The organism is Exiguobacterium sp. U13-1, assembly GCF_001750115.1.
GTDB classification, from domain to species: Bacteria; Bacillota; Bacilli; order Exiguobacteriales; family Exiguobacteriaceae; genus Exiguobacterium_A; species Exiguobacterium_A acetylicum.
On the sequence record NZ_CP015731.1, the window covers coordinates 2,112,356 to 2,129,257 of the forward strand.

The following is a 16,902-nucleotide window of genomic DNA, read 5'->3' on the forward strand; positions in this document are numbered from 1 at the left end:
TAAAGGGGTGATTTCTTTGAAGATGATTGATCTCGATTTTTTACTGACGACTGAAGATTACGATCTTGAACTGGATACGATGTCGTTAAAGGCGAACGACCATTACGCGATTGATTTCTATTTTTATGGCGCTGACGAAACATTTAAGCTCTTGATTGACGATCCTTCGCGCGATTACTTTTTGATGCGTTTTGAAAAGTACGCCGTTTTCCTCGGGACATTGCAAGAGCACGGCATCATCGACGAGAAACTTCGAAATCCGTATCCAGTCGTGAAGTCCAAAGAATCGATGTTCGGTGACTTTGCTGCAAAGTATATGAAAACGAAGGAAATTTATACGGAACGGGGAGACTTACACTTATTTGCCATTAGAACACATGAACAGGATTTTTACATTTTGTCCTACAGTGATCCGATCATCATTGATCATACGGCGAAAGAAGATTAATTGAACAACAGATGTTGTTACACCATAAAAAAGAGGAGGATGAACGTCTTTTGAAAAAATCACTGATAATACTTTTAACTGCTCCCGTTCTGCTTTTATCCGCTTGTACAGAAGAGCAAAAGACATCACAGCCTACTACTCAACTAATGTTAAAGAGTGAAAAAATACAATCCGAATCTGTAAAAATTGATGATGACAGTAAAGTGAACATTGTTTTTCTCTATGAACCGTACAAAAAATATCTACAAGCGTCCTTAAAAAACAATGATCCTGAAGTAGATAAAAAGAATTATGCGAAGTATGTCTTAAGCTATATCGACAAAGTCGGCGACAAGGAGCAGTTCGCGACAGCCGACTTAAAAGGTTCTCTGATGTTGCAATCAACCGTATACGAACAAGAGCTACTCGATAAAATCGAGAACTTGATGAAACAGCAGGACAACATTAAAAAAATCATCCAAAAAAACTACATCGCTTCACATATGATCCTTCCCAAAAAGAAAAGTACCATTATTGTCGCCCCCATTAATCCTGAATCCTCTCTCGATATTCAGCCGATGAAAGGTGTTACAGGAGCCGCCTATAAAGATGCTTTCATTCTCTACCTGGATCCAAACTACGATCAAGACGTCTTAGCATATACGACGGCACATGAATATCATCACTTAGTCCTCATGGATACACCCGATTTTAGTTTAAATACGACTCTTAATTCCGTCATTGTCGAAGGAAAGGCAGATGCCTTTGCCGAGCGAATCGTCAAAGACGTTTCCATTCCTTGGAATGTCGAGATGGATGAAGCAACAAAGAAACATGTCGTGCATCTCGTCAACAGCCATGAAGTATCACAACTCGACTTCGTTCTAGGTAACGAACAAAAAGAGATTCCTCGCTGGAGTAACTACATGTTAGGGCGTGATATCCTCAATCATTATTTTGAGTCGCATCCCGACCAGTCCATCGCTGACTGGACCTATACGGATCAAACAGATATCTTAAAAGGATACAAGTATCAAAAGATTCTTGAGCAATGAGGTGCTTTCATGAAATACACATGTCCCGTCTGCGGATATGACCGAATGGACGACGTTGCTTATTATGAAAATGGTGACGCTTCGTTCGAACTTTGTTCTTGTTGCGGCTTTCAGTTCGGAGTAGACGATGATGTCGAAATCGAGGATGGTATCTTCTTATCAAGAAGTGAAGCACACGACTTGTATCGCTCGAACTGGCTCAAGGACGGTGCTAAAATCTTTAGTCCTCATGCCTTTAAAACCATGCAAGACGCGGGCGACTATTTGGAAAGAACAATTTTACAAAAACAATTACAAAGAATTCATATCACGCTAGACAACTAAGCTGAATTCAAATTGATGACGTAACCAAATGAAAAGGAGCGCCACACTTCACGATAACATCGTGTAAGTCTGCGCTCCTTTTCGTCTGACATCATTCACGCGTCTCGTGCGCCATCAACGTAACGGTCACGATTGCGCCTTGCTCCGAATGATTCCTAATCGTTAACTCACCGTCATGTAAATCAATGATTCGTTTAACGATCGATAATCCAAGACCATGTCCTTCATTCGCTCGTGACTGTTCGCCCTGATAAAAGCGATCGAACACGTACGGTAAATCCTGTTCTGCGATTCCTGGTCCTTCATCGCGGATCGTGACGCGAATGTTTTTTCCTTCGCTTAAGGTCACTTCTAACACTCCCGATTCCGGCGAAAACCGAATCGCGTTCTCAAGCAGATTGAGCCAGACGTGCTGCATCAGTTCCTCTTCCCACTCGACGGACACTTCTGGTAAATCAAGCTCCAGTCGAAGTGATTTCTCCGTCCACTGTCGTTCCAGTAGTAAAAGACATGTCCGAAGTTGTTCATCAAGGCGATACCGTTTCCGCTCGATGATCGTCTGATGATCAAGCCGCGATAAGCGGACGAGATTTGACGTCAAGCGTGATAGACGGGTGCTCTCTTGCTCCATGATCGTCAAGTACTGCTGCCGTTTATCCGAGTTTTCTTCTGTCTGTAACAACCTAGAAAATCCTTGAATCGAAGCAATCGGTGTCTTCAGCTCATGCGAGATCGAGGCGACGAGATCTTTTGCGAGATGGTCGTTTCGTCGCAGTGCTTCGGTCATGTGGTTGAAGTTTTCAACGAGGAGTGCGACCTCATCATTTCCACCTTCCTTGATCGAGACATCATAGTTCCCGTTCGTCACTTCAATCGCCGCTTCACTGATGCGACGAATCCGTCGTGTCACGAGCGTGACGGCAAGCCAGGTCAGGATGAAGGCGACGCCGATCGTGATGACGATACCGATTCCAGCTGACGTTCGTAATCCGTCAAGGATGCGTTGTCCGGCAATCGGTGTCGAGACGAGATATCCTGTCTCCGTTTGGCGAATGTATTGCGACGGTTCGAGCCACGCCCCATCGATCGTAATTTCTCCTTTTTGCTGTAACTGGTTACGTTCTGACGCCGATAATGACTGTACTTGATTGAGCGACGTGTATTGTGTCGTTTGAATCAAAGACTGATCCATGTATTGACTCGCTTCAGCGAACGACAGGTTTTGGTCTTGCATCAATCGTTCAATCTGATCCGTTCGTTGTTGCAATTGATTATTCAGATCTTGATCGATTTCTTGGAACTGGAACCAGACCGTCATGATGAAAGGTAACAGCAGTGGTAGTAACAATAAACCCAATAGGATGACGAAAAAGCGACCGGAGATCGAGCGGATGAAGCGCTTCACTGGATCACTCCTTTATAACCGAGTCCCCAGACCGTCTCGATCGTAAAATCATCATAAGTGCTGAACTTGTCACGCAACCGCTTGATGTGGACATCGACCGTCCGACTGTCGGTCTCGACATCATATCCCCAAATCTCGTCCATCAACTGCTGACGTGTAAAAATCTGCTTCGGATGTGCCAACAAGCGATAGAGCAGTTGAAACTCCTTCTGTGGCAACGGTATCTCACCACGAGGCGTTACGACCGTCGCATCCGTCATCCGTAGTTGCAGGGAATTAACGATTAATTCTTGTGCTGCTACGATCTTTGAACGGCGTAACAGCGCTCGGATCCGCAGTAAGAGCTCGTCCAAATCAACTGGCTTGACCATATAATCATCGGCACCGGTCGTGAATCCGGCTTCCTTATCCTGAAAGGAATCCAGCACTGTCAACATCAAGACAGGTTGTTCGTACCCGGATTCACGTAGCAGCTCAACCAGTTCGATTCCTGAGACGTGCGGCATCATCACATCCGTCACGACGAGGTCGACGTGTTTCTGATCGAGTTGATCGAGGGCGTCTTTTCCGTCTCTCGCTTCAATCACCGTAAAGCCGGCGGACCGGAGTGTCTCACCTAATAGTAGACGGACATTCCGGTCATCTTCGGCAATCAAGATCGTTACCATCGTCTTCCTCCTTCACTTAAACATTTCGTAAGGCTTCGATCGGGTTCAGACGGGACGCTTTCCGTGCTGGCATATAACCGAATAAGACACCGACCCCGATTGAGAATCCGGCTGCAAGCAGAATCGTGCTCACGGAGAGTGTGAACGGTGTGCTGATCATCAGACTGACGCCAAATGCGAGCATCGCTCCGACAAGAATCCCGATCACCCCACCTATCAAGGACAGCAGGATCGATTCCAAGAGGAACTGAAGGCGGATCGTACGTGGTTTTGCACCGAGTGCTTTTCGTAAGCCAATCTCCGTCGTCCGTTCCGTGACCGAGACGAGCATCATGTTCATGATGCCGATTCCGCCGACGATCAAGGAAATCGACGCAATACCCGTCAACAAGAGCGAGAGCATCGTATTGATTTGGTCAATCGAATCGAGTGCTTCATCCAAGCTGACGACGTCATACGTATCGTCGCGTCCGTTATAGAACTGATACAGCTTTGCCGAGACATCCCGTTTGACGGTCGCGACGTCTGCTGCGTCCGTCTTGAAGATATCCACTTGCTTAACGGCTGTCACCCCAAGCGTCCGCAATGCCGTCGTATAGGGAATGACGATTTGATCGCCATCTGCGTTACTGACACCGACGATCCGGTAATCGAGTCCATCGAGCTTGATCGTCTCCCCAATCGCGACCTGACCCGGATAGAGCGTCCGGGCGACGGACGGACTGACGACGGCGACATGCGACTGTTGTTTCACATCACTGATGACGATACCACGTCCTTGCGGGACATCTTCTGATTCCCGGTAATAGATGTGGTTTCGTCCTTCGATCGTCACCTGGTCGAGCGTGTGATTTTCGAAACGGACGTCCCGAACCGTCGAAACGGTCGGTGAGACACCGCGTGCTCCTTTAATCGTGTTTAACTCTTCCAGTTGTGCAGGTGATAATCCTTCTTTCAACGGCGTCTCTGTCGTTTGGACCGTTAATTTATTGGCACCGAACGACGCGACCTCTTCATTGATTGAGGCCGTCGCGCCGTTGACGATTGAAATCAAGGCGATGATCGACGCGACACCGATGATGACACCAAGCGTCGTCAAGAACGACCGCATCTTATGATGCCAGATATTCGACCATGCCATCCGTAACGTTTCGCGAATCATGTCGTCACCTCCGTCACCTGACCATCCTCGATCCGGATAATCCGGCGGGCTTGCTTAGCAATATTGACATCGTGTGTAATCATGATGATCGTCTTCCCTTCCTCCGAGAGGCTCTCGAACAACTCCATGATTTGTTTCCCTGTCTTTTGATCGAGCGCTCCGGTCGGCTCATCGGCGAGTAAGATCGTCGGTCGCGTCACGAGCGCCCGTGCGATCGCAACCCGTTGTTGTTGACCACCGGACAGTTGACTCGGTAAGGCATCGGCTTTATCTGTCAATCCGACACGTTCCAAGATTTCAAGCGAGCGCGCGCGGCGCTCTTTGCGCGAGACGCCGGCATAGATGAGCGGTAATTCAACGTTTTGTAAGACGCTCATGCGCGGCAGCAACTGGAACTGTTGAAAGATGAAGCCAATCTCTTCATTGCGAATCGTCGCTAGCTGATCCTCGGATAGATCGTGGACGAGCTGCTCCTGCAAGCGATAGACGCCGTTTGAAGCGACATCGAGGCATCCGATGATATTCATCAGCGTTGATTTTCCTGAACCCGAAGGTCCGAGGATCGTCACATATTCACCAGCCTCGATCGTCAGCGATACTCGATCGAGGACGATGTGACGATTGGTTCCATCGCCGTAAGTTTTTTGGATTTCTTGCAAGTCAACGACCGGCATCAGGACGCACCTCCTGGTGGAGTCGGAAGAAGACCAGAACCACCGTCATCACTCGGCAGGAAGACTTCGTCTCCGGCAGACAATCCGTCCTTGATTTCAATATCTTGTCCGTCCGTCACGCCCGTCTCGATGTATTGACGAGTCGTTTCCCCGTCTTTTTTCACATACACATACGGACGATCCGACTTCGAATACGAAATGACATCGAGCGATAAGACAGGTACATCTTGTGCGAGTTGATACGGTAAACGTCCCTCGACCGTCATGCCGGGTAACCAGTTTGAAGAGCTCGGTACCGACACTTTTGCATTGAAATACGTACTCCCATTTTCCGTCACAGCTTCCGGACTAATCGATTCGACCTTTCCTTTGATGGTCTTATCAGATGCATCCGTCTGTAGTTCAATCGTATCTTCAACTTCAATCCGTTCGATATCTTGTTCATCAATTTTCAGACGAGCGATCAACGCTTTGTTGTCTGCAACAACGAAAAGGACGGTATTCGGGGCATACGCTTCGCCTTCCGTGACGTCAAGACGAACGAGTTGTCCGGAGCGTGGTGCCTTGAAATCTTCTCCTCCTTCGACGCTGATGATCGTTTGACCCGACTTGACGGTATCCCCTTCTTCAAATCGAACGTCAGTGACACGGACATCACGATCACTGATGACCGTCTGTCGATCTTTCGCTTCAAGCGTGCCTGAGAAGTAGAAGAATGTTTGTAATGTTTTCGACTCGACGACCTCCTTCGTTTCTTGTGCCTCTCCTCGTCCTAAAAAGAGCGTGGAACCGATTAATAGGAGTACCAGGATGACCCCTCCACTGATCCATAACCATTTCTTGCGTGTTCGTTTCATGTTAAATGACTCCCTTGATTGGTATTAATCCGATCATAAGGAGAAGTTATGAACCAACTATGAATAAATGTTAAAAAAGTGGTTGGATCAGAAATAAAAACGCAATAGACAAAATTTTCTAAAAATAATACACTGAACATAACCAAATTATGTAAAAGGAGTGGTCATATGGATATTACCTTTCAAGATATTTCGCATACATTCGAACGAAGCGGTGTCCGGACCGATGTCTTGCATCAACTAAACGGTCAGTTTTCGCACAGTGAGGTAACGGCACTCGTCGGTCCATCCGGGTCTGGAAAATCAACGTTCCTGAGTCTCCTTGGTTCGCTTGATCGCCCGACGTCCGGGCAGATTCTTTATGACGGGCAGGATATCACGTCTTGGAAGAACAAACGGTTATCGCAATTCCGCTCGCAAGAGATCGGCTTCATCTTCCAGCAGTTTCACTTATTACCGGCACTGACGGTATCTGAGAACTTAAAGGTCGCCTTGTTAAAGCAAAAGACATCCTTCAATCAAGAGGAGCGGATTCTCGAGTTACTCGAACGGGTTGGACTCGACGACAAACGGAATGCTTTACCTGCTCAATTATCCGGTGGTCAACAACAACGGGTCGCGATCGCCCGTGCCCTGCTTCATCATCCACAATGGATTCTTGCGGACGAACCAACCGGTAATCTCGATTCCGTGACCGGTGATGCAATTTTTGAGTTGTTACTAGAGCTCCATCGTGAAGCCAAGTGTGGCGTTTTATTTGTCACACACGATTTGGAACTCGCGGAACGTGCTGACCGGATTCTCTTCATGCAGGATGGTCGGATCGTCGAAGACCGCCGAAAGCGCACAGTGCAAAGTGTCTAAGTTTCATTCTCTTAGGAGGTGTTCGCGTTGCAAACGTTTCGCAGCAAACTGATTGTGAGCTTCATCGGCTCAATTGTCGTTTTTCTGTTGCTATCGGTATCGACGCAGTCCGCGTATGAAGCGTTTCAGAATGCGGACTTCTCGGAACAGGAGACGACGATCGTTCGGGGATGTAATCATAACGACTTATCCAATTTATTCTTCACAAAAAACAGTTGTAATTTCGATGACAAAATTGATGAAAAAGAAGACGGCGTCTATCTGGGAACGTCCGATGAAAAAAGTAAAAATACGGGAGGAACGCCACGCGGTCGAAAGGTAAAGGATCTTCCTCCATTTTCTGTTTTGAATGTTGTAGAAGGCACATCCTCCTCCAATAAACTTCTATTCTTAACCGCTGTACTTGTACTCGTTGCTTTCGTAGCATACCGGATTCTTCGTCGTCAGCGACGTTCATCACAATCACGAGAATTTGAAAGTGAAGCAAACCATTGGGTCCAACCATCTCCTGAAAGTTATGTCCAACAAATAAATCTTCAATCGGTGCTTACTCCGCCTGAAGAATCATTGCGTCTGATGCTATTTGATTTTAATCAACGCTTACCACGTGCCCTCAGACGGCGAAGCCATGAATCATTGACAGACTGGACAGAGCGCATTCATCTGGTGACGCCACTCTCCCCTTATTTCGTCACTCGCTACGCGGCGCAAGCAGAAATAGAAGCACTCGATGCACAAGCGATTCACCATTTTGAACAAGATCTTACGCGTTATTTAAAGACGCAGCTCTCCCAATAACATACAAAGGAGACTACATATGCTTCGTTTCGTCATCAATCACTGGCGTCGGCAGCGCGGAAAATTCATCCTGACGCTCGTCGGTGCGCTCATCATTAGTGCTGGACTCAGTTTGATGTTCAACCTCACCGACTCCAGTAAAGGGACGGTCGAACAAACATTACAAAAGAAATGGTCGTCTGCGTACGACATCGTCGTACGACCGAAGGCAAGTCAGCTTGCAAGTGAGTCGAATGATTTACTTGAACCGAACTATTTGAATGGAATCGATGGTGGAATTTCCTTCAAACAATACGAAACCATCAAGAAAATGCAGGACATTGAAACTGCTGCACCCGTCGCCGTGATGGGTTATGTCAAACTTGGCTTACGCGTTGATGAGCAATGGGACGTTCCCAATAAACCTGGCTTTTACCGTTTGAGAGAAACGCTGACATCACCTAATGGTTTCGGGAAAAAAATCCTAAGCGACGAAGCCGTTTATAGTGTCAATGGCAATAAAAACGCACGTATTGCTGATATACCAGGAGTCTTTACAACTAAGTCTACGTCGCGAATCATCTATCCTCGAACATTCAGCTTGCTTGTAGCAATTGATCCTGAAGCTGAAGCCAAGTTAGTGGCTCTTGACCGTAGCATCATTCCTTCAAAAGGAAATAGTCGCTATTTTACTAAAAATGATAAAGCTACCGAAAAAGCAAATTCAAATACCATTCCCATTCTTTTAAATCCAAATTCATTTAATCAAGGGACTTTTCAGTATTCAATCGAACGACTAGATGTTCCATTCGATACACAAAAACAACAAAATACATTTTTTTCAAAGATTCCAAAGGATTTTACACCTGCGTTTGAGATGTTGAATGAGATTCCAAGTAAAACAATCAAAAAATTTAAGATCTCTTCAAAAGATGTTGAGCAAAAATTTTTTAGCACTTTAACGAATACTCCAACCAAAAATACTCAATCATCACGATTAGATGATGCAACGATTTCTGATTACTTACAACTCGAAATCACGACTGGACCGCTAACGTACCAATCTGAAAAAAGTCCGTTTGCCGCGCGTTGGTCAAATGCCTACCAAGTTGAGAGTCAGAAAATTCAAGTCACGAATCCATTTTTAAAGGATACGAACGCTTTACCTAAAACCGGATATCGTTCCACGCATTCGTTAGAAAAAAAAGTAAAAGACACTATGGGTAGCGGGAATGATATTTATTATTCTCCCGGCTTTTCAATGAATGTCATCGGACTTTATGATCCTAACAAAATTCGTGTATCAAAAGATCCACTTAATGAGTTACCGATGGAGACATATCGCCCTTCTTCAGCTGATCTGGTCTTAGATGCAAATAGAAAACCAATCAATCCAGCTAAATCTATCAATACTTCAGGCGACCCAGTCGGATTACTGACTAACTCACCGAATATGTTGACGACTCTAGACAGTGCACAGCAATATCGAGGCAACAAATCGATCTCATCGATTCGTCTAAAAATCAAAGGTGGCGAAACACTCAACGAAAAGTCAGATCAGCTCTTACAACAAATCAAAGCAACCATCGAGAGAGATCCTGGTCTTGTCGCTACGATCACTAAGGGCTCTTCCCCGCAACCCGTCGTCACGAAAGTCGTCGAACAAGGCAAAACACTCGGTTGGATCGAACAACCATGGGTTCATATCGGTGCTGCGATGACGATTTTCCGCGAGACGAGCGTCGGGTTCTCCGGTGTCATCTTCGCAATGCTCGCCGTCGCCATCGTCTATGTCCTCGCGACGAGTTATGTTTCGATGCTCGCGCGCAGAAAAGAATTCGCTGTTTTACTCGCACTCGGCTGGCGGACGAAGGACCTCTACAAAATCGTCTTGATCGAGGCAGCGATCCTCGCTGGATTCGTCTCTACGGTTGCCTTAATTGTCGAAGGGATCTTCTCGTATGTCCGTAACGAAGCGATGAACGGCTGGAGTCTTCTTTGGATCGCGCTGTTCAGTCTCGTCATTTACCTGGCTGGTGCGACGTGGTCAGCGTGGACGATTCGTCGCATCTCACCGTACGAAGCGATTAAGACCGGTGAATACGCGAAAGCAGCTCGTGTCGGACTGAAGCTTCGTTCGACCGCGACACTCGCACTAAAAGAACTAATCGGGAAATGGAAGCGGAACAGTTTGTCGGTCCTCTCGATTGCTCTACCGACGGCGCTCTTGACGTTCTTCCTGTTCGTGACGTTCCATTTACAGGGTGTTCTTTACACTTCGTGGCTCGGTCAGTTCGTTGCCCTGCAAGTCGGACCAATGCATTACGTGACGATGGGTGTTGCGATCACGATCGCTATCTTAACGACTGGTGAGATCATGTGGCAAAACGTCACCGATCGTAGGGCATCGCTCGCCGTCCTAAAAGCACTCGGCTGGACGAACGGCGCAATCCGACAGTTGATCGTCCTTGAAGGCTTCCTCGTCGGTCTCATCTCCGGAGTCATTGGACTGATTGTCGCCTACTCGACGATTTACGTTCTATACGATCTTGTTCCCTGGAATGAGCCGTTGTTGATTGGCGTATCGCTCGCCCTACCGATTCTGTTCGGTGTCATTGCAGCCTTCATCCCAGCACAACTGGCAGCACGTGTTCAACCGTATCAAGAACTGAAAGATGCATCTTAATATTTGGCGGAGGGGCAACAGGCGTTGTCCCTCTCTTCACAGGAGGAAGTCTATGTTACCGACATCGATTTATTCGTTATCAGCAGGAGCGGTCGTCTTGAATGACCAAAACGAGATTCTTTTAATCCAAGGACCGGATCGCGGCTGGGAGTTTCCGGGTGGCATCGTCGAGCCTGGAGAAAGTGCAGCTGACGGTATCATTCGCGAAGTCAAAGAAGAGTCTGGAATTGAGATTGAAATCGTGAAATTTTGCGGCATCTATCAAAACCTCGAGGCGAATGTCTGTGCGACTTGTTGGATTGCCAAAGCGATTGGTGGCCAACCGCAGACGAGCAGCGAAAGTTTAGCAGTCGGTTTTTTTCCGCTCGAAGAAGTGTTACGACGCGTAACGTGGTCGAACTTCAGCGAACGAATCTTACATATCTTAGATGAACAGTCTCATCCATTTTTCGTAGCCTTTACCCCATACAAGGAGGAATGACGATGTTCCGTTTTGTCTTAAATCAATGGCGCCGGCAGCGCGGGAAATTCATCCTGACGCTTGTCGGTGCCCTCATCATCAGTGCCGGGCTCAGTTTGATGTTCAACTTGACCGACTCCAGTCAAGGAACGGTCGAACAGACGTTACAAAAGAAATGGTCGTCTGCGTATGATATCGTCGTCCGACCGAAAGGCAGTCAGATGACGACGGAATCAAATAATTTACTCGAACCGAATTATCTCAATGGGATCAATGGTGGGATTTCGTTTAAACAATATCAACAAATCAAACAAATGAATGAGGTTGATATTGCAGCCCCGGTCGCTGTCATGGGGTATGTCATGTCTAATGTTTCCTTTGAAAAAGCGATTAAAATTCCTTCCACACCAGGAATCTATCGTTTTACAGAAACCACTTATATTCAAAACGGCTTCAAGAAGGAGCGACAATCAAAAACTGTGCTTCATCTTGCTCAAGGAACAAAAGTTCAAGTTCCTGAGAACGCTTCATTCATTTCTGAACAAATTGATGGTTTTTCAACGGCTGTCGCTAGAAATCCAGTCCTGATCGTCGGTATTGATCCAAAAGAAGAAGCACGGCTGGTCGGTTTGGACAAGAGTGTGCGTACGACGAACAAATCCCGATACTTCAATTCGACCGACCACCATGAGTCAGATACTGCTAATAATCGAAACATCATCCCGATTTTAGTAAATCCGAACTCCTTTAATAAAGGAAGTTACGACTATGATATCGAACGTCTCGATGCTCCTTATCAAACCGAACAAGATCAGCAAAAACTAATTAATAAGGTCATCAAATCACAACCAAAACGGTCTATTATCGATTCTCCTCTTGCCTCTTATCCCGCTAAGAATATTCAACACCTGTCCATCCCAACCGCTAAAGTAGAAGAAACCTATCTGCGAACGATGGTTGAAAAGACAAACAGCATACAAACGGATTCTGAATATGCAGAAGGAGGACAATTGGTTTATCAATCCGGTCCTCTTCGATTCCAATCAACGGCTAGTCCGTTTTCAAGCCGATGGATCACAGCTTTTGAAGTATCCGCGACGCCGACACGAATTTCAGGAATCGGTTTTGAGAAGGAACTTATTTCTGATAAAGGGTTTCGTTCCCTCACATCAATGGGACAAAAGGTCAAAAGACCAGAACCGGGCTCATCTAGTATCATCTTTCCATTTTTACAATTTAAAGTCGTTGGTCTATACGATCCTAATAACATCAAAGTCTCAAAAGACCCGCTGAACGAGTTACCAATGGAAACTTATCGTCCTTCGTCTGCCGATCTTGTTTTAGATGCGAAGGGCGAACCCGTCAACCCAGCGAAATCGATTGATACGTCTGGTAATCCCGTCGGACTGTTGACGAGTTCTCCAAACATCCTGACGACGATTGACAGCGCGCGAGCAGTCAATGGAGAACAAGCGATTTCTTCGATTCGTCTTAAAATCAAGGGGGCTTCGACCGTCAGTGAAGAGTCGGAGCGACTACTCCAAGACGTGAAAAAGCAAATCGAACAGAAAACCGGATTAATGGTCACTATCACCAAAGGTTCTTCCCCACAACCGGTCGTCACGAAGGTCGTCGATGACGGGAAGACGCTCGGTTGGATTGAACAACCATGGATCCACATCGGTGCTGCGATGACGATCTTCCGCGAGACGAGCGTCGGATTTTCAGGTGTCATCTTCGCGATGCTTGCGGTCGCGATCGTCTATGTCCTCGCGACGAGTTATGTCTCAATGCTCGCCCGCCGGAAAGAATTCGCTGTCTTACTCGCTCTCGGCTGGCGGACGAAGGACCTCTACAAAATCGTTTTGATCGAGGCAGCGATCCTCGCTGGATTTGTCTCAACAGTCGCCTTGATCGTCGAAGGCATCTTCTCATATGTCCGTAATGAAGCGATGAACGGCTGGAGTCTCCTCTGGATTGCGCTGTTCAGTCTCGTCATCTACCTCGCTGGTGCCGCTTGGTCGGCGTGGACGATTCGCCGCATCTCACCGTACGAAGCGATCAAGACCGGTGAATACGCGAAAGCCGCTCGCGTCGGACTGAAACTTCGTTCGACCGCGACACTCGCACTAAAGGAACTGATCGGGAAATGGAAGCGCAATAGCCTATCCGTCCTCTCAATCGCTCTACCGACGGCACTGCTGACGTTCTTCTTATTCGTGACGTTCCATTTACAAGGTGTTCTTTACACGTCGTGGCTTGGTCAATTCGTTGCCCTGCAAGTCGGTCCGATGCATTACGTGACGATGGGAGTTGCAATCACAATCGCTATTTTGACGACAGGAGAGATTATGTGGCAAAACGTCACCGATCGCCGCGCCTCACTCGCTGTCTTAAAAGCACTCGGCTGGACGAACGGAGCGATCCGTCAGTTGATCGTCCTCGAAGGCTTCCTAGTCGGTTTAATTTCCGGCATCATTGGATTGATCGTTGCCTATTCGACGATTTATGTCTTGTACGATCTCGTACCGTGGAATGAACCGTTGTTGATTGGCGTATCGCTTTCCTTACCAATTTTGTTCGGTGTCATCGCTGCCTTTATCCCAGCACAACTGGCCGCACGTGTTCAACCGTATCAAGAACTGAAAGATGCTTCGTAATCAAAGGAGTTGTACACATGAATTCTATTCAGGCAATATTTCTTGACCGAGACGGAACGATTGGTGGAGATGCTACCGTCCACTACCCTGGAACGTTTGCGTTATTTCCATACGTTTCTTCGCTAATCGAACGCTTACGTAATCAAGGGATTTTACTGATTGCGTTCACGAATCAACCTGGTATCTCAAAAGGCTTGGCCCGCGAAGAGGATTTTCGAATAGAATTACAGAGCTTCGGCTTTGATGACGTGCTGATTTGTCCGCATGCAGCGGAAGATCGCTGCACTTGTCGCAAACCATCACCAAATTTATTATGGCAAGCACAAACAAAACACAATCTCCGACTCGAGCAATGTGTCGTCATCGGGGACCGCTGGAGTGATATGGTGGCAGCTGCGCATGCCGGGTGTATCAAAATCTTAGTCCGAACCGGTGCCGGAGAGTGCTCGATTCGTGATTACGCTGATCGGGTGGAACAAGCAAACGTTGACTACATTGCCGACGACTTGACGGACGCGATCGCTTGGCTCGATACGCAAAACTGAACAAACGAAAAGGCGCGACTTCCATTGTGGAAGTCGCGCCTTTTTTATTTCTTCGAACGTTTCGGCTGAGAAGATGCGTAGACACTAACCGCTAACACAAATAAGATTGCAAACCATGTCCAAAATGACATGTCATCGCCTCCTTTTGATGATGCGTAAGTACTTTAACTACCTTCTTGTTATTACCAATAAATCCCTGCATTCATTTATTAGCGATTTTCCGTAATAGATAAAGCGCGTAGATGATCGAAGGAACAGCCATCGCCATGAGGATGATATGGATACTTCCGAATAACACATTCATAGCTAGATTAAACTCTGACACTTTTGTTTCCTCCTATACTTCAATGGTTCTCTTATATATATTCTAATATAATAATGCATTTACTACATTTTGAACCCTTACAATTATGTAATAATTTTCAATTACCCTTCATTATGAAGGGATTCACGTTACACTGAACGTACGAAACAGAGGTGAATAGGTTGCAATTAACATTTGAGTACATGCCTTATTATTACGATGATGATCTTCAATTGATTCCAAATGATTTTTCAAATCCTGACAATCTACGATTCGTCATAGAACAAGACTACACATCTGCCTTCAGCATCTTTACGAATCCAGACGATGAATCCTCTTCGTTTAAAAGTTCATTTCTTGAGAATTGGCTTCATCGATTACATACAATGATTTAACACCACTTGCGGACAAACGTTTTATCGTCGTTGAGCTTAAGCATGCCGAAGACTTCCAACGATTATATTCTTACATCCATTCCCACGCGAGTTGGAATGATCTTGTCATCTGGTCGACCAAACCATATGTCTTCCGGATTGAATACCGAACGCACTACTACTCCGAAAGACCAGAAAAAACGGTCATCGTCTCCATGCAGGAAAACATGTCTGTCTTTGCGTTCAGCTACGATGCAGATGTCGTGAATGTTGTTTCAAATCAACCGTTTTTCGAGACATCCGATCGCTTATTCCAAACCTTACCTGACTTCGTCATTCCAACCTTGATTGACGACACGGAGGACATACAAAAAAAGGAGTGAACAGCTTGCATGCCCTAACAAAACAACTGACTGAATACATGCTCGAGAAATATCGGTTAACCGATTATGTACTCTATGAATCGTCCTACGCTCGACACAAACGGAACGACCAAACCGTTTACTCTTTTGAAACGTTTTGGATTCCGCGAGGTGCATCGGTTATCGAGGAAGAGGATGGCACGCTGCTTCCTGAAGGAACCGTGCAGATTAAAATTGACCCTGTTACGAAACGAACGACGACGTTATCCTTACACGGTCCGACCTCGATTCATTCCGTGCCTAACGATTTACGTGATCCAACCACTCGGATGGCTTGGATCGAATCAGAGACCGACATGATCCATGGTACGCATTTCATGCTCGAAGAAGAAAACGAAACTTTTTTTAGTTATGTGAGTTGTCATGAAGGGATTCGGCTGTCTCCCGGTTGTTTCATTCATCTGACGTTAACGGACAACGGTCAACTCGATGAGTTGTTCCTATACGGTCCTCATCCGCTTGATCATCATGTGAAACAGGAACCTTTCGCCTTAACGCTCGAGGACATCAAATCGCTAACTAAACAACAACTAAAATGGTTCTCCTATACAAAACCAGGACATCAATACGCGCATACCGTCGTCGAGACGATCGTGACGCAAGAAGGGTCTATCCTTGTGCCTAGTAAACTGGATATCACGTCATCACTCGATCGAAATGACATCTTAACGTGGACAAATCCGTCATCTTCAATTCTCAAATGCCATCCTATCCAATCAGCAGCAAGCGTGACAGCAGAGGATGTGATCACGCAATCCGAACATCCGGATTTTCGTCCAATCCAGCAAGAGACGGTGAACGCCTGTCGAATTGCGATTCAAGAAATCGTCCAAAACGTGTACCCTGGCGAGTCCGGACAATGGACAATTCGTCACATTTACCGGCAACATCCCTACCTTGCTGTCAAATTGTCACGCGCGCATCCGACGTCCTATGTTGATCAGCATCGGCGCGTCACGATTCTCCTTGACGAAAAGACGCTTCACTGGATTAGCTTGACCGACGATCAGGAACTCCATACCGTGTTCGATTCCGTTAGCGCACCGGAGCTCGAGGATGAGCAGCAAGACATCATCTTCAACGCATTACGTCCGTACCTTTTACTCACGCCGCGTTATGTGTTTGCCGCTTCAAAAGGTCAATACGTTCTTTGTGGCTTGCTTGACTCAAATCATGCTTACTTACCCGCAACAAATGAGGTCGTTTTATTACGCAATCTATAAATTGAAGATAGTTAC

General features: G+C 46.5%; 18 protein-coding genes. 12 read left to right on the forward strand and 6 right to left on the reverse strand.

Going from position 1 to position 16,902, the window contains the following annotated elements:
* The first annotated feature begins 16 nt into the window (after positions 1 to 16).
* The 3 genes from ESP131_RS11010 (at position 17) to ESP131_RS11020 (ending at position 1,806) form a co-directional block, all read left to right on the forward strand.
* A complete protein-coding gene (locus tag ESP131_RS11010; RefSeq protein WP_047391352.1) occupies positions 17 to 448 on the forward strand; it encodes a hypothetical protein in 432 nt (143 codons plus the stop codon).
* Between the two features lie 203 nt (positions 449 to 651).
* Positions 652 to 1,482 carry a DUF2268 domain-containing putative Zn-dependent protease gene (locus ESP131_RS11015; protein WP_231925622.1) on the forward strand — a complete coding sequence of 277 codons (831 nt, stop codon included), beginning with the start codon at positions 652 to 654 and terminating at the stop codon, positions 1,480 to 1,482.
* A gap of 9 nt (positions 1,483 to 1,491) precedes the next feature.
* Positions 1,492 to 1,806 (forward strand): hypothetical protein, encoded by a 315-nt coding sequence (locus ESP131_RS11020; RefSeq protein WP_029341781.1) that lies wholly within the window; start codon positions 1,492 to 1,494, stop codon positions 1,804 to 1,806.
* Between the two features lie 91 nt (positions 1,807 to 1,897).
* On the opposite strand, the gene ESP131_RS11025 is transcribed toward ESP131_RS11020, so the two are convergent.
* The 5 genes from ESP131_RS11025 to ESP131_RS11045 are packed head-to-tail and all read right to left on the reverse strand — an operon-like array spanning position 1,898 to position 6,572.
* Positions 1,898 to 3,211, reverse strand: a complete 1,314-nt coding sequence (locus ESP131_RS11025) for a HAMP domain-containing sensor histidine kinase (RefSeq protein ID WP_069940727.1) — start codon at positions 3,209 to 3,211, stop codon at positions 1,898 to 1,900.
* Positions 3,208 to 3,879, reverse strand: a complete 672-nt coding sequence (locus ESP131_RS11030) for a response regulator transcription factor (RefSeq protein ID WP_069940728.1) — start codon at positions 3,877 to 3,879, stop codon at positions 3,208 to 3,210. Before ESP131_RS11030 ends, ESP131_RS11025 begins: the two co-directional genes overlap by 4 nt.
* 16 nt (positions 3,880 to 3,895) lie before the next feature.
* Positions 3,896 to 5,041, reverse strand: coding sequence for an ABC transporter permease (locus ESP131_RS11035; protein ID WP_069940729.1), 1,146 nt, complete (start codon positions 5,039 to 5,041; stop codon positions 3,896 to 3,898).
* Positions 5,038 to 5,715, reverse strand: coding sequence for an ABC transporter ATP-binding protein (locus tag ESP131_RS11040; protein ID WP_047391338.1), 678 nt, complete (start codon positions 5,713 to 5,715; stop codon positions 5,038 to 5,040). The genes ESP131_RS11035 and ESP131_RS11040 overlap by 4 nt, the downstream gene beginning before the upstream one ends.
* Positions 5,715 to 6,572 carry an efflux RND transporter periplasmic adaptor subunit gene (locus ESP131_RS11045; protein WP_029341786.1) on the reverse strand — a complete coding sequence of 286 codons (858 nt, stop codon included), beginning with the start codon at positions 6,570 to 6,572 and terminating at the stop codon, positions 5,715 to 5,717. Before ESP131_RS11045 ends, ESP131_RS11040 begins: the two co-directional genes overlap by 1 nt.
* Before the next feature lie 168 nt (positions 6,573 to 6,740).
* Between ESP131_RS11045 and ESP131_RS11050 the strand changes: the two genes are divergently transcribed.
* Genes ESP131_RS11050 through ESP131_RS11075 form a run of 6 tightly spaced genes read left to right on the forward strand, consistent with a single transcriptional unit; the run spans position 6,741 to position 14,564 of the window.
* On the forward strand, positions 6,741 to 7,436 hold the full coding sequence (locus tag ESP131_RS11050; RefSeq protein ID WP_029341787.1) for an ABC transporter ATP-binding protein: 696 nt from the start codon (positions 6,741 to 6,743) through the stop codon (positions 7,434 to 7,436).
* Between the two features lie 27 nt (positions 7,437 to 7,463).
* Positions 7,464 to 8,234, forward strand: coding sequence for a hypothetical protein (locus ESP131_RS11055; protein WP_069940730.1), 771 nt, complete (start codon positions 7,464 to 7,466; stop codon positions 8,232 to 8,234).
* A gap of 19 nt (positions 8,235 to 8,253) precedes the next feature.
* On the forward strand, positions 8,254 to 10,899 hold the full coding sequence (locus ESP131_RS11060; RefSeq protein WP_069940731.1) for an ABC transporter permease: 2,646 nt from the start codon (positions 8,254 to 8,256) through the stop codon (positions 10,897 to 10,899).
* Between the two features lie 52 nt (positions 10,900 to 10,951).
* Positions 10,952 to 11,380 carry an NUDIX hydrolase gene (locus tag ESP131_RS11065; RefSeq protein WP_069940732.1) on the forward strand — a complete coding sequence of 143 codons (429 nt, stop codon included), beginning with the start codon at positions 10,952 to 10,954 and terminating at the stop codon, positions 11,378 to 11,380.
* 2 nt (positions 11,381 to 11,382) lie between these two features.
* Positions 11,383 to 14,019 (forward strand): ABC transporter permease, encoded by a 2,637-nt coding sequence (locus ESP131_RS11070; RefSeq protein ID WP_069940733.1) that lies wholly within the window; start codon positions 11,383 to 11,385, stop codon positions 14,017 to 14,019.
* A gap of 17 nt (positions 14,020 to 14,036) precedes the next feature.
* Entirely contained in the window at positions 14,037 to 14,564 is a 528-nt protein-coding gene (locus ESP131_RS11075) for an HAD-IIIA family hydrolase (RefSeq protein WP_069940734.1), read from the forward strand.
* A gap of 202 nt (positions 14,565 to 14,766) precedes the next feature.
* Here the strand turns inward: ESP131_RS11075 and ESP131_RS17015 are convergent, their stop codons facing one another.
* Positions 14,767 to 14,889: a hypothetical protein gene (locus ESP131_RS17015; protein ID WP_256442776.1), complete on the reverse strand. Its 123-nt coding sequence runs from the start codon at positions 14,887 to 14,889 to the stop codon at positions 14,767 to 14,769.
* A gap of 182 nt (positions 14,890 to 15,071) precedes the next feature.
* Here ESP131_RS17015 and ESP131_RS16680 point away from each other — a divergent pair, with 182 nt between their 5' ends.
* Genes ESP131_RS16680 through ESP131_RS11085 form a run of 3 tightly spaced genes read left to right on the forward strand, consistent with a single transcriptional unit; the run spans position 15,072 to position 16,887 of the window.
* Positions 15,072 to 15,263, forward strand: a complete 192-nt coding sequence (locus ESP131_RS16680) for a hypothetical protein (RefSeq protein ID WP_197499323.1) — start codon at positions 15,072 to 15,074, stop codon at positions 15,261 to 15,263.
* Positions 15,233 to 15,625 (forward strand): hypothetical protein, encoded by a 393-nt coding sequence (locus tag ESP131_RS11080; RefSeq protein WP_069940735.1) that lies wholly within the window; start codon positions 15,233 to 15,235, stop codon positions 15,623 to 15,625. Before ESP131_RS16680 ends, ESP131_RS11080 begins: the two co-directional genes overlap by 31 nt.
* Positions 15,626 to 15,630: 5 nt before the next feature.
* Positions 15,631 to 16,887 (forward strand): hypothetical protein, encoded by a 1,257-nt coding sequence (locus tag ESP131_RS11085; protein ID WP_069940736.1) that lies wholly within the window; start codon positions 15,631 to 15,633, stop codon positions 16,885 to 16,887.
* Positions 16,888 to 16,902: the final 15 nt, after the last annotated feature.